The sequence below is a fragment of the Kitasatospora indigofera genome, from assembly GCF_014655955.1.
Lineage (GTDB): Bacteria > Actinomycetota > Actinomycetes > Streptomycetales > Streptomycetaceae > Kitasatospora > Kitasatospora indigofera.
The window spans coordinates 129,354-144,568 of sequence record NZ_BNBO01000004.1 but is presented as its reverse complement, the minus strand read 5'-3'; the positions used below and the strand labels follow the sequence as shown (position 1 = coordinate 144,568).

16 protein-coding genes are annotated in these 15,215 nt (G+C 74.8%); 2 read left to right on the top strand and 14 right to left on the bottom strand.

Annotation, left to right across the window (positions count from 1 at the left end; translation table 11 throughout):
- Positions 1-429 precede the first annotated feature (429 nt).
- Positions 430-1,467, bottom strand: coding sequence for an LLM class flavin-dependent oxidoreductase (locus IE329_RS05830; RefSeq protein WP_190209713.1), 1,038 nt, complete (start codon positions 1,465-1,467; stop codon positions 430-432).
- Positions 1,468-2,007: 540 nt separating this feature from the next.
- Positions 2,008-2,538 (bottom strand): group III truncated hemoglobin, encoded by a 531-nt coding sequence (locus IE329_RS05825; RefSeq protein WP_229927198.1) that lies wholly within the window; start codon positions 2,536-2,538, stop codon positions 2,008-2,010.
- A gap of 147 nt (positions 2,539-2,685) precedes the next feature.
- Here IE329_RS05825 and IE329_RS05820 point away from each other — a divergent pair, with 147 nt between their 5' ends.
- The gene (locus IE329_RS05820; RefSeq protein ID WP_190209712.1) at positions 2,686-3,675 is read left to right on the top strand and encodes an aldo/keto reductase; all 990 of its coding nucleotides are present in this window, start codon (positions 2,686-2,688) and stop codon (positions 3,673-3,675) included.
- A 16-nt stretch (positions 3,676-3,691) separates the two neighbouring features.
- On the opposite strand, the gene IE329_RS05815 is transcribed toward IE329_RS05820, so the two are convergent.
- The 7 genes from IE329_RS05815 to IE329_RS05785 all read right to left on the bottom strand — a co-directional run bounded on the left by IE329_RS05815 (position 3,692) and on the right by IE329_RS05785 (position 10,351).
- A complete protein-coding gene (locus IE329_RS05815; RefSeq protein WP_190209711.1) occupies positions 3,692-4,291 on the bottom strand; it encodes a hypothetical protein in 600 nt (199 codons plus the stop codon).
- Positions 4,292-4,542: 251 nt separating this feature from the next.
- Positions 4,543-5,619, bottom strand: a complete 1,077-nt coding sequence (locus IE329_RS05810) for an LLM class flavin-dependent oxidoreductase (protein WP_190209710.1) — start codon at positions 5,617-5,619, stop codon at positions 4,543-4,545.
- 3 nt (positions 5,620-5,622) lie between these two features.
- On the bottom strand, positions 5,623-6,528 hold the full coding sequence (locus tag IE329_RS05805) for an ABC transporter substrate-binding protein (protein ID WP_190209709.1): 906 nt from the start codon (positions 6,526-6,528) through the stop codon (positions 5,623-5,625).
- Positions 6,529-6,639: 111 nt separating this feature from the next.
- Positions 6,640-7,398 carry an ABC transporter ATP-binding protein gene (locus IE329_RS05800; RefSeq protein ID WP_190209708.1) on the bottom strand — a complete coding sequence of 253 codons (759 nt, stop codon included), beginning with the start codon at positions 7,396-7,398 and terminating at the stop codon, positions 6,640-6,642.
- Positions 7,395-8,252: an ABC transporter permease gene (locus IE329_RS05795; RefSeq protein WP_190209867.1), complete on the bottom strand. Its 858-nt coding sequence runs from the start codon at positions 8,250-8,252 to the stop codon at positions 7,395-7,397. The genes IE329_RS05800 and IE329_RS05795 overlap by 4 nt, the downstream gene beginning before the upstream one ends.
- Before the next feature lie 44 nt (positions 8,253-8,296).
- Positions 8,297-9,319 (bottom strand): NrtA/SsuA/CpmA family ABC transporter substrate-binding protein, encoded by a 1,023-nt coding sequence (locus IE329_RS05790; protein ID WP_190209707.1) that lies wholly within the window; start codon positions 9,317-9,319, stop codon positions 8,297-8,299.
- Between the two features lie 24 nt (positions 9,320-9,343).
- The gene (locus tag IE329_RS05785) at positions 9,344-10,351 is read right to left on the bottom strand and encodes an ABC transporter substrate-binding protein (RefSeq protein ID WP_190209706.1); all 1,008 of its coding nucleotides are present in this window, start codon (positions 10,349-10,351) and stop codon (positions 9,344-9,346) included.
- A 466-nt stretch (positions 10,352-10,817) separates the two neighbouring features.
- Here IE329_RS05785 and IE329_RS05780 point away from each other — a divergent pair, with 466 nt between their 5' ends.
- On the top strand, positions 10,818-11,600 hold the full coding sequence (locus IE329_RS05780; RefSeq protein ID WP_190209705.1) for an IclR family transcriptional regulator: 783 nt from the start codon (positions 10,818-10,820) through the stop codon (positions 11,598-11,600).
- Between the two features lie 47 nt (positions 11,601-11,647).
- On the opposite strand, the gene IE329_RS05775 is transcribed toward IE329_RS05780, so the two are convergent.
- The 5 genes from IE329_RS05775 to IE329_RS05760 all read right to left on the bottom strand — a co-directional run bounded on the left by IE329_RS05775 (position 11,648) and on the right by IE329_RS05760 (position 15,210).
- Positions 11,648-12,343 (bottom strand): winged helix-turn-helix domain-containing protein, encoded by a 696-nt coding sequence (locus tag IE329_RS05775; protein ID WP_190209704.1) that lies wholly within the window; start codon positions 12,341-12,343, stop codon positions 11,648-11,650.
- A gap of 81 nt (positions 12,344-12,424) precedes the next feature.
- Complete coding sequence (locus IE329_RS41415; RefSeq protein WP_268257254.1) at positions 12,425-12,553, bottom strand: hypothetical protein; 129 nt, start codon at positions 12,551-12,553, stop codon at positions 12,425-12,427.
- A 101-nt stretch (positions 12,554-12,654) separates the two neighbouring features.
- The gene (locus tag IE329_RS05770) at positions 12,655-13,668 is read right to left on the bottom strand and encodes an ABC transporter substrate-binding protein (protein ID WP_229927197.1); all 1,014 of its coding nucleotides are present in this window, start codon (positions 13,666-13,668) and stop codon (positions 12,655-12,657) included.
- 503 nt (positions 13,669-14,171) lie between these two features.
- The gene (locus IE329_RS05765) at positions 14,172-14,789 is read right to left on the bottom strand and encodes a GTP-binding protein (RefSeq protein WP_190209703.1); all 618 of its coding nucleotides are present in this window, start codon (positions 14,787-14,789) and stop codon (positions 14,172-14,174) included.
- A complete protein-coding gene (locus tag IE329_RS05760) occupies positions 14,770-15,210 on the bottom strand; it encodes a DUF742 domain-containing protein (RefSeq protein WP_190209865.1) in 441 nt (146 codons plus the stop codon). Before IE329_RS05760 ends, IE329_RS05765 begins: the two co-directional genes overlap by 20 nt.
- Positions 15,211-15,215 lie beyond the last annotated feature (5 nt).

The window sequence follows — 15,215 nt, the reverse complement described above, 5'->3', positions numbered from 1 at the left end:
GGATCACCGGGTGTACGGACGGGCCGCGACCCGTCCGGGCGGTCACCCGTGGGGCCGTGCGCCGCCCCCCGGCGGCCACGGCCCGGGGCCGGCCGCGCGTCGACAGCGGAACGGCCCCCTCCGGGATGCTTTGCCCACAAACACCGTCCGTCACTCCCGCCCCGGCGCACCCCGGATGAGGCGTACGTCACGTTTCTGGCGTGCCGTCAGCCCCGAGGACGGCGGTCACGGCGCTCGGCCCGGACACCGGAGACCGACGACCCGACCGGGCCCGACCGGGCCCGCCCGGGCCGACCGCCCTGGCCGCCCGCCCTGGCCGCCCGCCCGCCCGAACCGAACGCCCGACCCACCCGGTCGCAGCAAGGGCGCGGTCGCGGTCACGGCGGGAGCCCCGGCACCCTCGGTCGACCCGGTCGCCGGAGCGCGGCCTCACGCGGCCGGCGGCGGGTCCGGGATCTCCTTCCGGATCACCGGGGCGACCTCGGCGGCGAACAGTTCCAGCTGCTCGTGCTGGAGGTCCTCGGTGAGGGCGTCGACGCCGATGCCGACCACCTCGTTGCCGAAGGCCCGGTGGTAGCGGTGGATCTTCTCGATCACCTGCTGCGGGCTGCCGACCAGGGCGGAGCCGTGCTCCAGGGCGTCCTCCAGGGTGGCGAACGGCGAGTTGTTGTGCCGGCCGGCGTCCGAGTTGTACATGGCCTCCCAGTACGGCCGGTAGCCCTCGACGGCGTCCTGCGAACGCCGGGCGACGAACAGCCCGCCGAACCCGGTGCCGACCCTGGCGTCCTTCGGGTCGCGGCCGTAGTGCTCCCAGCGCTCGCGGTAGTGGTCCACCAGCGCCTTGTACTTGGCCATCGGGTGGAAGGAGTTGGCCGAGAAGAGCGGGTCGCCGTGGCGGGCCGCGAGGTCGGTGGACTGCCGGCTGGTGGCACTGCCGTGCCAGACCGGGATCGGGCTCTGCAGCGGCCGCGGCGCGGTGGTCACCTCGGTCAGCGGCGGCCGGGTGCTGCCCTGCCAGCTGACCTTCTCCTCCCGCCAGAGCCGGCGCAGCAGGCCGTAGTTCTCGGCGAGGGCGTCCCACTGGCGCTCCTCCGGGAGGCCGAAGAGGCCGAAGTGACGAGGATCGTTCCCCTTGCCGATGATCAGCTCCAGGCGTCCGCCGGAGAGCTGGTCGAGCATCGCGTAGTCCTCGGCGACCCGGACGGGGTCGAGGATGCTCAGCACCGTGACGGTGGTGAACAGACGGATCGTCGAGGTGCGTGCGGCGATCGCGCCGAGCAGCACCGGCGGGGCCGGCGAGAGGAACGGCGCGCCGTGCCGCTCCCCCACCCCGTAGCCCTCGTAGCCGAGTTGCTCCGCCGTGACGGCCTGGTCGATGACGTTGTGGAGCTTCTCGTGCGGGGTGCGCCGCACTCCGCCGACGGGGTCGGGGCCGTTGGCGACGAGGGACGAGACGGTGAACCGCATGGCGGTCTCCTTCAGGGGCGTTCGAACGGGTGCGGACGGCCGCCGCCGCGTACGGGCGCCCCGGGCACGGCTGCGCACGCGCGCGAGCAGCACCGGGGAGGGATCGCGCGTCGGGCGGTCGTACGGGCCGGCGTCAGCGCGTGGTGCTGCGGGGGCGACAACAGCGCAGGGGCAGGGCGCGCTCGTTCACGACGGCTCCCCCTTCGACTCGTCCGGCCGGCGCGTCGCCGCGGCGGGCCGGACCGCACACGATCCACCGTGAGCATAGGCAGCCCTCCGGCGGCCGGGCAAGGGCCCGCCGGCGGCCGTCACTCGCGGGCCGTCCCTCGTGGGCTGTCACCCGCGGGCCGGGCCCGTCGGGCGGCGGCCGGGTGCCGGACGGCGGTGGCGGTGGCGGGTGCCCTGGGCAGGTGACGGGGGCAGGTGACGGGGCCCGGCTGCGGTACCGGCCGGGAGGGCCCAGCGTACGGGGACGCCGGGTGCGGAAGCCCCTGACAGGTGCCGACCGGGGGTGCCGAACGCGGGTGCCGACCGCGGACGTCAGCTGCGCAGCAGCACCGCCGACAGCGGGACGAACCCGCCGCCGGCGCCGTCCGGGGCGTCGGTCGACCCGCCGGAGGTGCGGCGCAGCAGATTCACGGCGATCCGCTCGCCCTGGGCCTTGGCCCGCTCGGCCACCGGGCCGGCGTGCAGCCCGTCCACGGCGGCCGTCCACAGCTGCACCCAGCGCCCGAAGTGCTCGGCGGTCATCGGCCGGCGCTCGTGCAGCGCGACGTGCGGGGTGAAGGCGTTGCGGCGGTAGGAGGCGGTGCGCAGCAACGCGCTCTCCCAGAAGTCCGTGATGTGCGGCAGGTGCGCCTCCAGGTCCAGCCCGGCGATCTCGGTGAAGTACGGGCCGATCAGCGGATCGGCGAAGGCGGCCCGGTAGAAGCGGCGCAGCAGCGTTTCGAGGTCGGCGCGGCCGGCGATGTCCGGGAGCGGCCGGGCGCCGAGCGCGGCACCGAAGGCCCCGGGGCCGCGACCGGGTGCGCCGGCGTCGCCGGATCGGTCGGCGGGTCGCTGCGGCGTCATGGCGGCTCCTGTCGGCGGACTGTCCACCACGGTACGGGGCCGGCGGTGACGGCGGCAGGGCCGATGGTCCCCCGCCGGGGCGTCCGGCCTGCGGGACGGCTCCCGGCGTGCGTCCACTTCGGGCCCGCGAGCTGGCAGGATGGCGTCATGACCTACCTCGCCGCGGACGACCGCTACACCTCCATGACCTACCGCCGTGCCGGGCACAGCGGCGTGCAGCTGCCCGCCGTCTCGCTGGGGCTGTGGCACAACTTCGGTGACACCCAGCCGCTGGAGGTGCAGCGCGCGGTGCTGCGCCGGGCCTTCGACCGGGGCATCACGCACTTCGACCTGGCCAACAACTACGGCCCGCCGTACGGCAGCGCCGAGCGCAACTTCGGCTACCTCTTCGCCCAGGACTTCCGTCCGTACCGGGACGAGCTGTTCATCGCCTCCAAGGCGGGCTACGACATGTGGCCGGGCCCGTACGGTGACGGCGGCTCGCGCAAGTACCTGCTGGCCAGCCTCGACCAGTCGCTCGACCGGATGGGCCTCGACTACGTCGACGTCTTCTACTCCCACCGCTTCGACCCGGACACCCCGCTGGAAGAGACCATGGGGGCGCTGGACACCGCCGTGCGCTCGGGCCGGGCCCTGTACGCGGGCATCTCCAACTACCCGGCGCAGCAGCACCGGGAAGCGGTGGCGATCCTGCGCGGGCTGGGCACGCCGGTCCTGCTCAACCAGGCCAGCTACTCCATCCTGAACCGGGCGCCGGAGGACGGCGTGCTGGACGCCGTCGGCGACACGCAGACCAGCCTGATCGCCTACTCCCCGCTCGCCCAGGGGCTGCTGACCGACCGCTACCTCGGCGGCGAGGTGCCGGCCGGCTCCCGGATGTCGGTCGGCCACTTCCTCAAGGAGGAGGCGCTGACGGGCTCCAAGCTGGAGCAGCTGCGGGCGCTGAACAAGGTGGCCGAGGGCCGTGGGCAGAGCCTGGCGCAGCTGGCGCTCTCCTGGGTGCTGCGCGACCCGCGGGTGGTCTCGGTGATCATCGGCGCCAGCAGCGTCCGCCAGCTGGACCAGAACATCGACGCCCTCCAGGGCGGCCCGCTGTCGGCCGAGGACCTGGCCGAGATCGACCGCCTGAGCCGCTGACCGCGGCCCGCCGCCGTCATTCCTGGACGGACGCCCCGGTGTCGTAGTCGCTGATCCCGGTGATCCGGCACGACACCGGGCCGTCCGGCACGGAGACCACGGACGGCGAGGGATTCGTGTCGACCACCTCGTTCTTCCCGGTCTGGAGCGGCTTCACCTCGTCGACGTAGATCGTGTCGGCGGCCAGCCGGTCGGAGTCGGGCCCGAAGACCACGGTGGTGGTGCAGCTGTGCGCCGTGTTGGGGTCCTTGTTCTTCACGTACACCGTGGCGTGCAGCACGGGGACGCCGTCCGCCCGGCTCAGCCGGCAGTCGGAGACGCTCCAGGCGGCGTGCTCCACCGCGACGAGCGGGCTCGCCGCCGTCCCGCCGGAGGACGCCTCGGCCGTGCCGGCGGTGGAGGGCTCGGGCGAACGGGGCGGCCCCGAGGAGGCGGCCGCCGTCGTGGACGGAGCGGCAGGGCCAGGGGTGGCGGTGCCCGGGGCCGAGGTCGCACCGCCGCCGCCCTGGCTGCAGGAGTGCGCCATGACCGCGATCAGTGCGGCTATGCCCAGCAGCAGCACGCCGGCGACCACCTGCGCGGAGACGTTGTGGAGGAAGTCGTTCCGCGATGACATCCGGCCTCCTCGGCAGACATCCCTCGGGATGGCGTCGGACCATTCGCACACGTCCGACACCACCAGACTGCACCGGCCGCCGGGTGCCCGCAGTCCGGATCGCGCGTGCGCGGGGCGCACGCCCGGCGTGAACTGGGCGCCCGCCGCCGGCCGAACCTCTGCCCCGCCGGCCCGGCCGGCGGCCCGGCGGCAGGCCGGGCCCGCGGGAGCGGCTCAGGGCCGGCGTACGGCCGGGCCGGCGGTGAGCCGGCTCACCGCCGGTTGATCCCGAGCGCGGGCAGGACGGTCTCGGCGACCCGGTGGGCCTCCTCCAGCAGCGGGTTGCCGGAGAGGATGAAGGTGTCGACGCCGAGCGACTCGAACTCCTGGAGGCGCTCCACCACCTGCGCGGTGCTGCCGACCACGGCCGTGCCGGGGCCCGGACGGAACAGGCTCATGCCCGGCCAGAGGTTGGGGTGGGTCTCCAGCTCCCTCGCCCGCGCCGGGACCTTGCCGCCGTGCTGGCGGAACTGGCGCTGCCAGCCCACGCCGTCCTCGCCGTCCCGGTTGCCGAGCTGCCGGGCGTAGGTGGCCTGGCTGGTCACGTCGAGCAGCCGGTCGGCGGCCGCCCAGGCCTGGTCCTCGGTGTCCCGGACGATCAGGTGCAGGCGCAGGCCGATCCGCAGGGTCCGGCCGTGCGCGGCGGCGCGCTCGCGGACCTTCTCCAGCTTCTCCTTGAGCAGGTGCGGCGGTTCGCCCCAGGTGAGGTACACGTCCACGTGCTCGGCGGCCATCTCGATGCCGGCCGGCGAGCTGCCGCCGAACCAGAGCGGGATGCCGCCGGGCTGGACGGGGGCGAGTTCGCGCAGGCTCGCGCCGGCGTTCTTCAGGTCGTAGAACTCGCCCTTGTGGTCGAAGACCTCGCCGGCGGTGAGGCGCTTGACGATCGACCAGTACTCGGCGCTGAGCCGGTAGCGGTCGTCGTGCTCGACGTGCAGGCCGTACTCGCGCAGCTGCTCGGTGGAGCCGTTCACCACGTTGAACCGCAGCCGGCCGCCGTGCAGGTGGTCGAAGCTCAGCGCCATCTTCGCCAGCAGGGTGGGCGCGACCAGGCCCGGGTGGACGGCGAGCAGCGGCTTGAAACCGGTGCTGGTCGCGGCGGCCAGCGCGCTGCCGAGCGTCCAGACGTCGTACAGGTCGGTGGCGAGCAGGGCGCCGGTGTACCCCAGCCGGTCGACGGTGCCGGCGAGCTGCTGGAGGTAGCCGAGGTCGACCGGGCGGCGGCCGGCCGGCTCCCAGGGGTAGTGGCCCTCGCGCGGGATGATGTACCAGAGGACTTCGGAGGCCATCGGTCAGACCGCCTTCGCCAGTGCGGCGGCCACGGGGGCCTCCAGGGCCGGGAGATGGGCGTCCGCGACGGTGATCGTCCGGTCGATGAAGCCGACGCCGTGGAAGATGTCGGCGGCCTCCTGCTGCTCGGCGACGAACGCGGCGGTGGCCGGCTCCAGGCGCCACGGCAGTGCGGTCAGGGCGGTCCGCCAGTCCTCGGTGCTGCCCCCGAGGTCGGCGGCGGCGATCGCGGCCGCCTCGGCGGGGTTGGCCGCCACCCAGGCGTCGGCGCGGGCCAGCGCGGCGGTGATCGCGGCGACCACCTCGGGCCGGCCCTCGGCGAAGTCGCGGCGGGCGAAGAACACCGAGCGGTCGGTGATCACGTCGCCGGTGCGGACCAGGACGCGGAACTCGCCGGTCCGCAGCGCGGCGGCCAGCTCGGCGCCCTGGGCGATCCAGCCGGCGATCTCGCCGGCCCGCAGCTGCGCGGCCGGGTCGGAGCCGGGGGCCGGGCGGACCGGCCGGACGTCCTCGGCGTAGGACAGGCCTTCGGCGTGCAGCGCCTTCGCGAGCAGGTGGGTCTGCCAGGAGCCGATGCCGAGGACGACGGTGCCGCCCTTGAGCCCGGTGATGCCGGTGACCGGGCCGTCGGCCAGGACGAGCAGCGCGCCGTGGTCGGGGCGCGGCGCCGAGACCGCCGTGTAGACCAGGTCGTGGCCGGCCGCCTGGGCGGTGACCGGCGGGGTGGAGCCGGTGCCGCCGAGGTCGATGGTGCCGTCGGCGAGCAGGGCGCCGGTCCGGGTGCCGTCCGTGTAGTGGTGGAACTCACCGCTCTCGCCGAGCGGGGCCAGCTCCTCGGCGAGGAAGTCCAGGCGGGCGAGGTAGTAGAGGGACGGGTTGCTGCTGTGGACACCGATGGTGACGGTCATGGGGATCACTCCGGGTTCGGTACGGGGGCGGGGTACGGACGGCGACGGCGGGGGCTCGACGACGACGGGGTACGGACGGGAGCGGGAACGGGGCTCGGACGGTGGCCGGGCTCAGACGCCCGCGGGCTCGGGCAGCGTCACACCGAGGTCCGCGAGGAGGCGGCGGCGCAGGGCGGCGAAGGCCGGGTCCGCGGAGTCGCGCGGCCGGGCCACCTCGACGGTCTCGTCGGTGACGAGCGCGCCGTCGCGGAGCACCGCGACCCGGTCGGCGAGCCGGATCGCCTCCTCCACGTCGTGGGTGACCAGCAGCACCGCCGGGCGGTGCTTGCGGACCAGCTCCCCGACCAGGTCCTGCATCCGCAGCCGGGTCAGCGCGTCCAGGGCGGCGAACGGTTCGTCCAGCAGCAGCAGCTGCGGCTCGCGGACGAGCGCCCGGGCCAGCGCGACCCGCTGGGCCTCGCCGCCGGAGAGGGTGGCCGGCCAGGCGTCGGCGTGCCGGTCCAGCCCGACCTCGGCCAGCGCCCGCACCCCGGTCTCCCGGGAGGCGGCGCCGCGCGGCAGGCCGAGGGTGACGTTGGCGAGCACCCGCTGCGAGGGCACCAGGCGCGGCTCCTGGAAGACCACGGTGCGGACCGGCGGGACGAGCACGGTGCCGGCGTCGGCACGGTCCAGCCCGCCGAGGATCCGCAGCAGCGTGGTCTTGCCGGTGCCGCTGGCGCCGAGCAGCGCGACGAACTCGCCGCGGGCGATGTCCAGGTCGACGCCGTCCAGCACGTGCCGGGTGCCGAAGGTGCGGCGCAGGCCGCGCAGGTGGACGGCGGGGGTGGCGCCGGGGCCGGCGCCGGGGCCGGGGGTGGTCGGACGGCTCATCGGGTCGCTCCTTGCGCCCGCCAGGGCATCAGCACCCGCTCCAGCACCCGCACGACACCGTCGGCCAGCAGGCCGAGCACGCCGTAGATCAGGATGCAGACCGCGAGGATGTCGGTACGGGAGAAGTTCTGGGCCTGCGCCATCAGGTAGCCGATGCCCTCGGTGGAGTTGATCTCCTCGGCGGCGATCAGCGCGATCACGCTGAGCGTCATGGACAGCCGCAGGCCGGACAGCAGGGCGGGCAGCGCGCCCGGGAGCACCACCGTCCGCACGATCGCCCAGCGGCCGAGGCCGAAGCTGCGGACCGCCTCGATCAGCTTGCGGTCGGTGTTCCGGACGCCGCCGGAGGTGGACACGTACATCGGGAAGCTGGTGGCGACCGCGATCAGGGCGACCTTCGCGGTCTCGGTGATGCCGAACCAGACCATGAACAGCGGGACCAGGGCCAGGAAGGGCACCGTCCGCAGCACCTGGACGGCCGAGTCGAGCAGCTCCTCGCCGAGCCGGAAGAAGCCGGTGACGACCCCCAGCACCAGGCCGGCGCCGGCGCCGAACAGCAGGCCGAGGCCGGCCCGGGTCAGCGAGACGCCGAGCGCGTCGGTGAGCTGGCCGTTGCGCCAGATCTCGTCCAGCGCCCCGACCACCTGGCCGGGCGAGGCCAGTACGTCCTGGGTGAGGGCGCCGGTGGCGGAGGCGAGGGCCCAGGTGCCCAGCAGGGCGAGCGGGCCGAGGGTGCGCAGGACCAGGGCGAGGTGGCGGGGGCGGGGCGCGGGCAGCCTGGTCCGCGGGGCGACCAGGCCGGCGGCCAGCGCGGCGGCGGTGTCGGGGGCGGTGTCGGTGTCGGGGGCGGTCACGGTGGTCCGCGCGGGTGCGGGGGCGACGGGGGCGGCGGGGGCGGTCACTTGCCGCCGCCGGGGAGCTTGCCGACGTCGAGCACGTACGGCTTCACGTCGATCAGCGACTTGGTGACCTTCTGGTCGGCGAAGAACTGTGCGACGGTGCCGAACCGGACGAGGTCCGCGTCGCTGATCACGTCGGCGGTCGCCCCCGCCCTGGTCACGTTGATCGCGACCTCCCGCTCGGCCGGGGTGACGGCGGTCGGGCCGGAGTCGGTGACCACGTTGAGGTACGCGGCCGGGTCGGCCTTCTCCTTCAGGCCGTTCTCGTGCAGGTAGCCGTAGAAGGCGCCGACGACGGCGGGGTACTTGTCGGCGAAGCCGTTGCGGACCGCCCAGACCGCGTAGTTGTCCGAGCCGACCTCCTGGCCGTTGACCAGGAAGTGGGCGCCGGCGTTGGCGATCTCGGGGGTGGAGAAGGTGTTCCAGGTCGCCCAGGCGTCCACCTGGCCGGAGTTGAACACCCCGGCGGTCTGGTCGGCGCGCAGGTAGACCCGCTCCACCTTGTCCGCCGGGATGCCGTTCTTCTCCAGGGCCTTCAGCAGCAGGTACTCGCTGGTGCCGCCCTGCGAGACGGCGACCTTCTTGCCGGCCAGGTCCTGCACGCTCTTGATCGGCGAGCCGTTCTTCACCAGGATCCCCTCGCCGACGGCGTCGGGGGCGGTCTGGGCGAACAGCTTGAACCCGGGCTTCTGGCCGAGCGCGGCCACCGCGGAGGTGATCGAGCCCTGGGCGATGTCGAGCTGGTCGGCGGAGAGCGCCTGGGCGGCGGGCGCGAACGGGCCCGCGCTGCCGGTCCAGGCGACCTTGGCATGGACGGCGGCCAGGGCTCTGTCCAGCGAGCCGTCCTTCTTGCCGAGGGCCAGGAAGCCGGAGTTGCCCGGGTCGGGCAGCCGCAGCACCACGTCGGCCGGGGCGTTGCCGTCGGCCGAGGCCTTGGCGCTCCCGGCGGAGGAGCCGCAGGCGGCGAGCGGGGCGACGGCCAGCAGGACGGTGGCGGCGAGGACGGTACGGGGGGTCTTCATGGTGCGGTTTCTCCTGATCGGGCGTCAGCGGGAGGTGGAGCGGCGGCGGTCGCGCAGGGCGCGGGCCGCGCGGAGGGGTTCCGGGTCGGTCCAGGCCCGGATGTCGACCGGGGCGTCCAGGAAGCCCTGGCCGTGCAGGAAGCGCTCCTGCTGGGCGAGCAGGCCGAGCCGCTCCTCGGAGAGGTCGAGGTGCAGGGTGCGGTGGCCGCCCTCGGCGTACGCGCCGGCCACGCCCTCGGCCCCGGCGCCGGTCTCGGCCTGGAGGATCCGGGCCACCTCGGCGGGGCTCTCCGCGGCCCAGTCGGCGGCTTCGAGCAGCACCGCGAGGAAGCGCACGACCAGGTCGGGGTGTTCGTCGAGCAGCCGCTGGTGGACGGTGACGGGGCGCGGGGTGCCGTTGTTCACCCGGGCCCGCCGGTCGGGCGCGGCGTCCAGCTCGACCGCCACCTCGGCGCCGATCAGCCGGGCCGCCTCCACCGCGAGGGCGCCCTTGACGTACACCGCGTCCACCGTCCCGTCCCGCAGCGCGGCGAGTTCGGCGGACCACTGCCCGCCGGCCTCGCCGGCCGGGACCTCCACCAGCGTGGCGTCGGCCAGGGTGAGGCCGGCGAGTGAGAGGGCGCCGGCGAAGCCGGCCAGGGCCATCGCGCGCCAGAAGTCGATGCCTATCCCATGGTGTGGGACGGCAAGCCGCAGTCCGCGCAGGGCGGACGGGCCGCTGACGCCGCTGCCGGCCCTGACCAGCACGACCTGGCGCTCCTCGATCCAGGTGAGGCCGATCAGCCGGGTCCGCTCGCCACGCGAACGGGCCCACAGGGCGGGGACGTTGCCGCCCTCGCGGAACAGCCCGGTGAGTGCGTGGGTGAAGTGGTGGTCGGCGGCGACCTCGGGCGGGGCGTCCTGCAGCGAGCGGACCGCGATGCCGTCGGCGGCGAACTCCTCGGCCAGCCGGCCCCGGTCGGCGGCGATGCCGGTGGCGGTGGGGACGGGGCAGCGGGTGAACCAGAGGGTGTCCGGGGCGGGGCTGGGCACGGTGGTGCCTTTCCTGGGCTGGAGGGGGTGCGCGGACGCGGCGGCGCGGCACGCGGCTGCGAGCGGTACGGGGGGTGCCGATGCGGCGGGCAGGGCGGACAAGTGCCCTGCGGTGAAAGACGGTTGTCAGAGACAACAGGTACGGCGGACGCGGATCGCGGGGAGGGCGCTGCACCGGCGGGTCGTCACGGCACTGCTCCTTCCTGCTGGGGCGTCGGGGTCGCGGCGGCGGGGCCGGCGCGGTGCCGCTGCGGTGCGTCCGCCGCGGTGTGCCCTGAGCGTTCCACGCCGGACGAGCGGGAAGCAAGCTTTTCCACATCGTGGGATCACTTGTTCATGAAAGCCATGTCATTGCAATGCCGGCGACACAATTCCGCAGGGCGGCCTGTCATAGTCTGGGAGCGTCAGCCCATCCGGCATCAACTCCGGTCTCCCGAAAGGGGTCCGGCACAGAACGCGAGGTGTCATGGCCGAGGCGGCCGGCGTCCAGAGTCCCCCCACGGGCGCGCAGGCCGTGCAGCGCGCCCTCGGACTGCTGCACTGTTTCCACGACAACGGCCCCGACCTCAGCGCCTCCGACCTGGCCCGCCGCACCGGCCTCTCGGTCTCCACCGCGCACCGCCTGGCCCGCACCCTGGTCGGCGCCGGGTTCCTCGACCAGGACGAGCAGACCGCCCGCTACCGACTCGGCCCCGCAGTCGCCGAACTGGGCCAACTCAGCTTCCACCAGCGGGGCCTGCACCTGGCCGGCCCGGAGCTGGACCTGCTCGCCCGGCGCACCGGCGCCACCGCCGACCTGGCGATCCGCAGCGGCCCGCACGCGGTGATCCTGGTCGGCGCCTCCGTCCGGCCGGACACCGGCCTCGGACTGCGCCGCCCGCTGCACTCCACGGCGCTCGGCAAGGTCCTGCTGGCCTGGCCGCGCCCGGGCGAGGCGGACGCCGGCCTGCCGGGCCCGCTGGAGCCGTTCACCGACCGGACCATCACCGAACCGGAGCTGCTGCTGCGGGAGTTGGACCTGGTCCGGGAGAGCGGGCACGCCCTCAACGACGGCGAGTCCGCGGCCGGGGTCCGGACGGTCGCCGTGCCGGTGCTGGACCGCTCCGGCCACGCCCGGTTCGCGCTGGCCGTCCGCTCCACCCCCGAGCGGCTCACCGACGAGCGGCTGCCCTGGTTCCTCGGCCACGCCAGGACCTGCGCGAGCGCGCTCTCCGTCCTCCTGCTGCCGCCGGACCAGCGAGCGGGTTGACCCCCGCCCCCGAGGGGGAGGGGGTCAACCCGCTCGCTGTCGTGGAACTACGCCGCCGGCGTGTACTTGTAGCCCACCCGACGGACCGTCACGATGCTGTCGCGGTAGGCGGGTCCGAGCTTGCGACGCAGCCGGGCGACGTGCACGTCCACCGTCCGGCCGTCGCCGACGTGGCCGTAGCCCCAGACGGCGGAGACCAGGTGGTCGCGGGTGTGCACCCGCTGGGGGTGGTCGGTGAGGTGCGCCAGCAGCTCGAACTCCAGGTAGGTGAGGTCGAGCAACTTGCCGTCCACGTAGGCGTTGCGGCGCTCGATGTCGACGGTGATGCCCTGTCCGGCCGGCTTGGCCGGACGCTGCGCCGGGTCCGGCACGGGAGCGGGCGCGGCCGCCGGAGCACCGGCCGGGAGCCCGAGGCCGGGAGCGGCCTGCGCCGCCTCGGCCGGGACGAGCACCAGGTAGCCGACCATCGGGTGGCTGCCGGCCGCACCGAACTGGACGCCGTACTGGGCCAGCAGGCCCTGCGGCAACGCGGACTGCGGAACGGTCGCGACGACCGTGGCGCCCTCGGGCAGGGCGGTGAGCAGGCCCTGCGGCGGCAGCTGCGGCACCGCGTGCTGCGGACCGTTCTGCTGGGCCGCGCCGGGGTGCCACCGTTCGGCGGCCGGGGGCTGGACGGCGCGGACCGCGCGCAGGTGCGGGGTCGCGGAGGGGACGGAGAGGGTGGCCGTGGAGGAAGAAGACATGGTGCCGCTACTTTCGCGCGAGACTGACGGTGGGTGTCGTCTGCGCGTCGACCGGGGTGTGCTGCCGGGCTGGACCTGAGGTCAGCGGGCGGAGGGCCGGGACGCGCTGGGCGAGCCCGGACACGTCTGGTCGAACAGGTGCGGCTGCCGGGACGGCCAGAACGGCTCAAGGTCGAAGCGACCTCGGCTGCTGTCCACGACGTAGTTCATGCCCCTATTCAACCAGATGAACGGACGATTGCGTCGCACCGGGACGGACGGACCCTCCGGCCCGGCCCCGGGGCCGCCGCCCCGGCCGCCCGCCGGGGCCGTCACCGGGCGCTCCCCGCAAGGCTGTTCACGTCCAGCAGATGGGAGCGGACGTCCACCACCGAGGGGGTGACGTGCTGGGCGGCGAAGAGCTGCGCGACCTTCTCCAGCCGGACGGCGTCCGCCTCCTGGATGGGCCCGACCGGGGCGGCGGCCCGGCCGACGTCGACCCGGACGTCCTTCGCCCGCCCGGACACCGCCTCCGGGCCGCTGCTGGTGAAGACGTTCAGGTAGGCGGCCGGGTCCCGCTGCGCCCTGCCGTCCGCCTCGTGCAGGTAGTCGTAGAGCGCCCGCACCACCTCGGGGTGCTGCCGGGCCAGCTCGCTGCGGACCGCCCACACCCGGTAGTTGTCGGAGCCGGCACCGAAGCCGCTGGTCACCAGGTAGGCGCTGGCATGGGCGAGTTCGGTGACCACCGGCTCGCCGCTGGCGGCCCAGGCGTCCACCTCGCCGATCGAGAACTGGCTGCGGGCCTGCTCCGGGCTCAGCCGCACCCGCTGCACCTGCTCGGCCGGCACCTTGTACTTGGCCAGCGCCTGGAGCAGCAGGTACTCCCCCGCGCCGCCGGCGTCGACCGCGACCTTGCGGCCGGCCAGGTCCTTGACGGACTTGATGCCGGAGTTGTTCTTGACCAGGATGCCCTCGCCGATCGGGTCGGGCTGCGCGGCGCCGAAGAGCGCGAACCCGGGCTTCCCGGCGAGCGGGAGCAGGCCGGTGCTGATGCTGCCCTGCGCGGCGTCGAGCCGCCCGGAGTTGAGCGCGTCGGCGGCCTCGGCGAAGCCGGCCGGCGCGCTGGTCCAGGTGACCTTGGCGTGCACGGCGGCCAGCGCCCGGTCGAGCGAGCCGTCCTTCTTGGCGACGGCCAGCACCCCGGAGTTCCCGGGCTCCGGCAGGCGCAGTTCGACGGCGGCGGCGGCGCCGGCCGGGGCGGACGCGGGGCCCGCCTCGGCATTGCCTCCGCAGGCGGTGGCGGCCAGCAGGGCGGTGGCGGCCAGGACGGGACGGGCGAACTTCACAGGGGTCTCCGCGGGAACCGGGGGCGACGGCGGGCAGGCCGGGGCGGCGGCCCGCGCAGGCGGGGCCGCTCGTCGGCCCGGGCCGTACCGGCACGGGCATGGAAGGATGCTGACTGATCGTCAGGGATCGGCACGCGCCGGAAGGCGGGCGCGACCGGGCGCCGGAGCCCCGGCGGCGAGGGCCGCCCGGGTCCGCTCCGGGCGGGCGGGACGAGAGGGGGTTACAGACAGCAGGCGCTGCAGATCAGCGCCAGGTCGATGTAACGGCGGACGGTCAGCGCGGGGGTGACCGGGAGGGACACGGCCGGACGGGTCCGCTGGACGGTCATCGCGCTGTCCTCCCCCGGGTCGCGGGCCGGGCGCCGTCGCGGCGCCGGGCGGGCCCCGCCGCACGCGCCGCGGGCGGAACCTTCCGTACAGAGCCTTCCACGCGGGGGCCCGGCAGGGCAACCCGCCGGGCCCCGGGGTCCGTCATCCGGACGGGCGGACCGCCCCCGGGTCCGTCACGCGGACGGGACGACCGCCCCGGCCCGCCGGTCGGCGGCGTGCTCGACCAGGGCGATCAGCAGGTTCTTGCCGTCCTCGCGGCTGCGCGCGTCGCAGAGCAGCACCGGTACGCCCGGGTCCAGGTCGAGCGCCGACCGGACGTCCTCGGGCGCGAAGACCTCGGTGCCCTCGAAGCAGTTGACGGCGACCAGGAAGGGGATGCCGCGCTGCTCGAAGAAGTCCACCGAGGGGAAGCAGTCGGCCAGCCGGCGGGTGTCGGCGAGCACCACCGCGCCGAGCGCGCCCTGGGCCAGCTCGTCCCAGACGAACCAGAACCGGTCCTGGCCGGGCGTGCCGAACAGGTAGAGCGCCAGGCCCTCGCGCAGGTCGATCCGGCCGAAGTCCATCGCGACCGTGGTGGTCCGCTTCGCCTCGACTCCCGAGGTGTCGTCGATGGGCCGGCTGAGTTCGCTGATCTGCTCCTCGGTGCGCAGCGGGCGGATCTCGCTGACCGCCCCGACCAGGGTGGTCTTGCCCGCGCCGAAGCCCCCCGCGACCAGGATCTTGAGGGCGACGGCCGGGCCGCCGGGCCACTGCCCTCGGGAGGTGGCGGGGTCAGAGCGCACGGAGTCCATTGATCACATCTCGGAGCAGGCGCTCGTCCGGCAGTTGGGCGAGCGGGACGGGACGGGTGACGGTGATCAGCTCGGCGTCGTACAGGTCGCCGAGCAGCACCCGCACCACGCTGACCGGCAGGTCGGTGTACGAGCCCAGTTCGGCGACGGTGAGCGGCTCGCGCCGGCACCAGGTGAGAATGCTGTGGTGCTCCAGGTCGAGGGCGGCCTCGCCCTCGCCGTCCGCGTCCTCGGCCCGGTCGGTGGCGGCGATCATCGAGATCAGGTCGAAGAGACCCTCCTCGGTGGGCCTGGCCCGTCCCTTGGTCATCGAGAACAGCCGGACCATCGGTCCGGCGTCGTCGTCGTACCACTGCACGTCCGCGGCCGGGCGCGGCGCGGACGCGCCCTCCTCGGGCTCCTGGCCCGTCCCCTCGGTCATCGCTT

Excerpts from the sequence above, each read along its gene's own strand:
- IE329_RS05780 (WP_190209705.1), top strand. The coding sequence starts at position 10,818 with ATGGCCGAGGCGGCCGGCGTCCAGAGTCCCCCCACGGGCGCGCAGGCC.
- IE329_RS05820 (WP_190209712.1), top strand. The coding sequence starts at position 2,686 with ATGACCTACCTCGCCGCGGACGACCGCTACACCTCCATGACCTACCGC.
- IE329_RS05775 (WP_190209704.1), bottom strand. The coding sequence starts at position 12,343 with ATGTCTTCTTCCTCCACGGCCACCCTCTCCGTCCCCTCCGCGACCCCG.
- IE329_RS05765 (WP_190209703.1), bottom strand. The coding sequence starts at position 14,789 with ATGGACTCCGTGCGCTCTGACCCCGCCACCTCCCGAGGGCAGTGGCCC.
- IE329_RS05790 (WP_190209707.1), bottom strand. The coding sequence starts at position 9,319 with ATGAAGACCCCCCGTACCGTCCTCGCCGCCACCGTCCTGCTGGCCGTC.
- IE329_RS05810 (WP_190209710.1), bottom strand. The coding sequence starts at position 5,619 with ATGGCCTCCGAAGTCCTCTGGTACATCATCCCGCGCGAGGGCCACTAC.
- IE329_RS05830 (WP_190209713.1), bottom strand. The coding sequence starts at position 1,467 with ATGCGGTTCACCGTCTCGTCCCTCGTCGCCAACGGCCCCGACCCCGTC.
- IE329_RS05815 (WP_190209711.1), bottom strand. The coding sequence starts at position 4,291 with ATGTCATCGCGGAACGACTTCCTCCACAACGTCTCCGCGCAGGTGGTC.
- IE329_RS05805 (WP_190209709.1), bottom strand. The coding sequence starts at position 6,528 with ATGACCGTCACCATCGGTGTCCACAGCAGCAACCCGTCCCTCTACTAC.
- IE329_RS41415 (WP_268257254.1), bottom strand. The coding sequence starts at position 12,553 with ATGAACTACGTCGTGGACAGCAGCCGAGGTCGCTTCGACCTTGAGCCG.
- IE329_RS05825 (WP_229927198.1), bottom strand. The coding sequence starts at position 2,538 with ATGACGCCGCAGCGACCCGCCGACCGATCCGGCGACGCCGGCGCACCC.
- IE329_RS05800 (WP_190209708.1), bottom strand. The coding sequence starts at position 7,398 with ATGAGCCGTCCGACCACCCCCGGCCCCGGCGCCGGCCCCGGCGCCACC.
- IE329_RS05760 (WP_190209865.1), bottom strand. The coding sequence starts at position 15,210 with ATGACCGAGGGGACGGGCCAGGAGCCCGAGGAGGGCGCGTCCGCGCCG.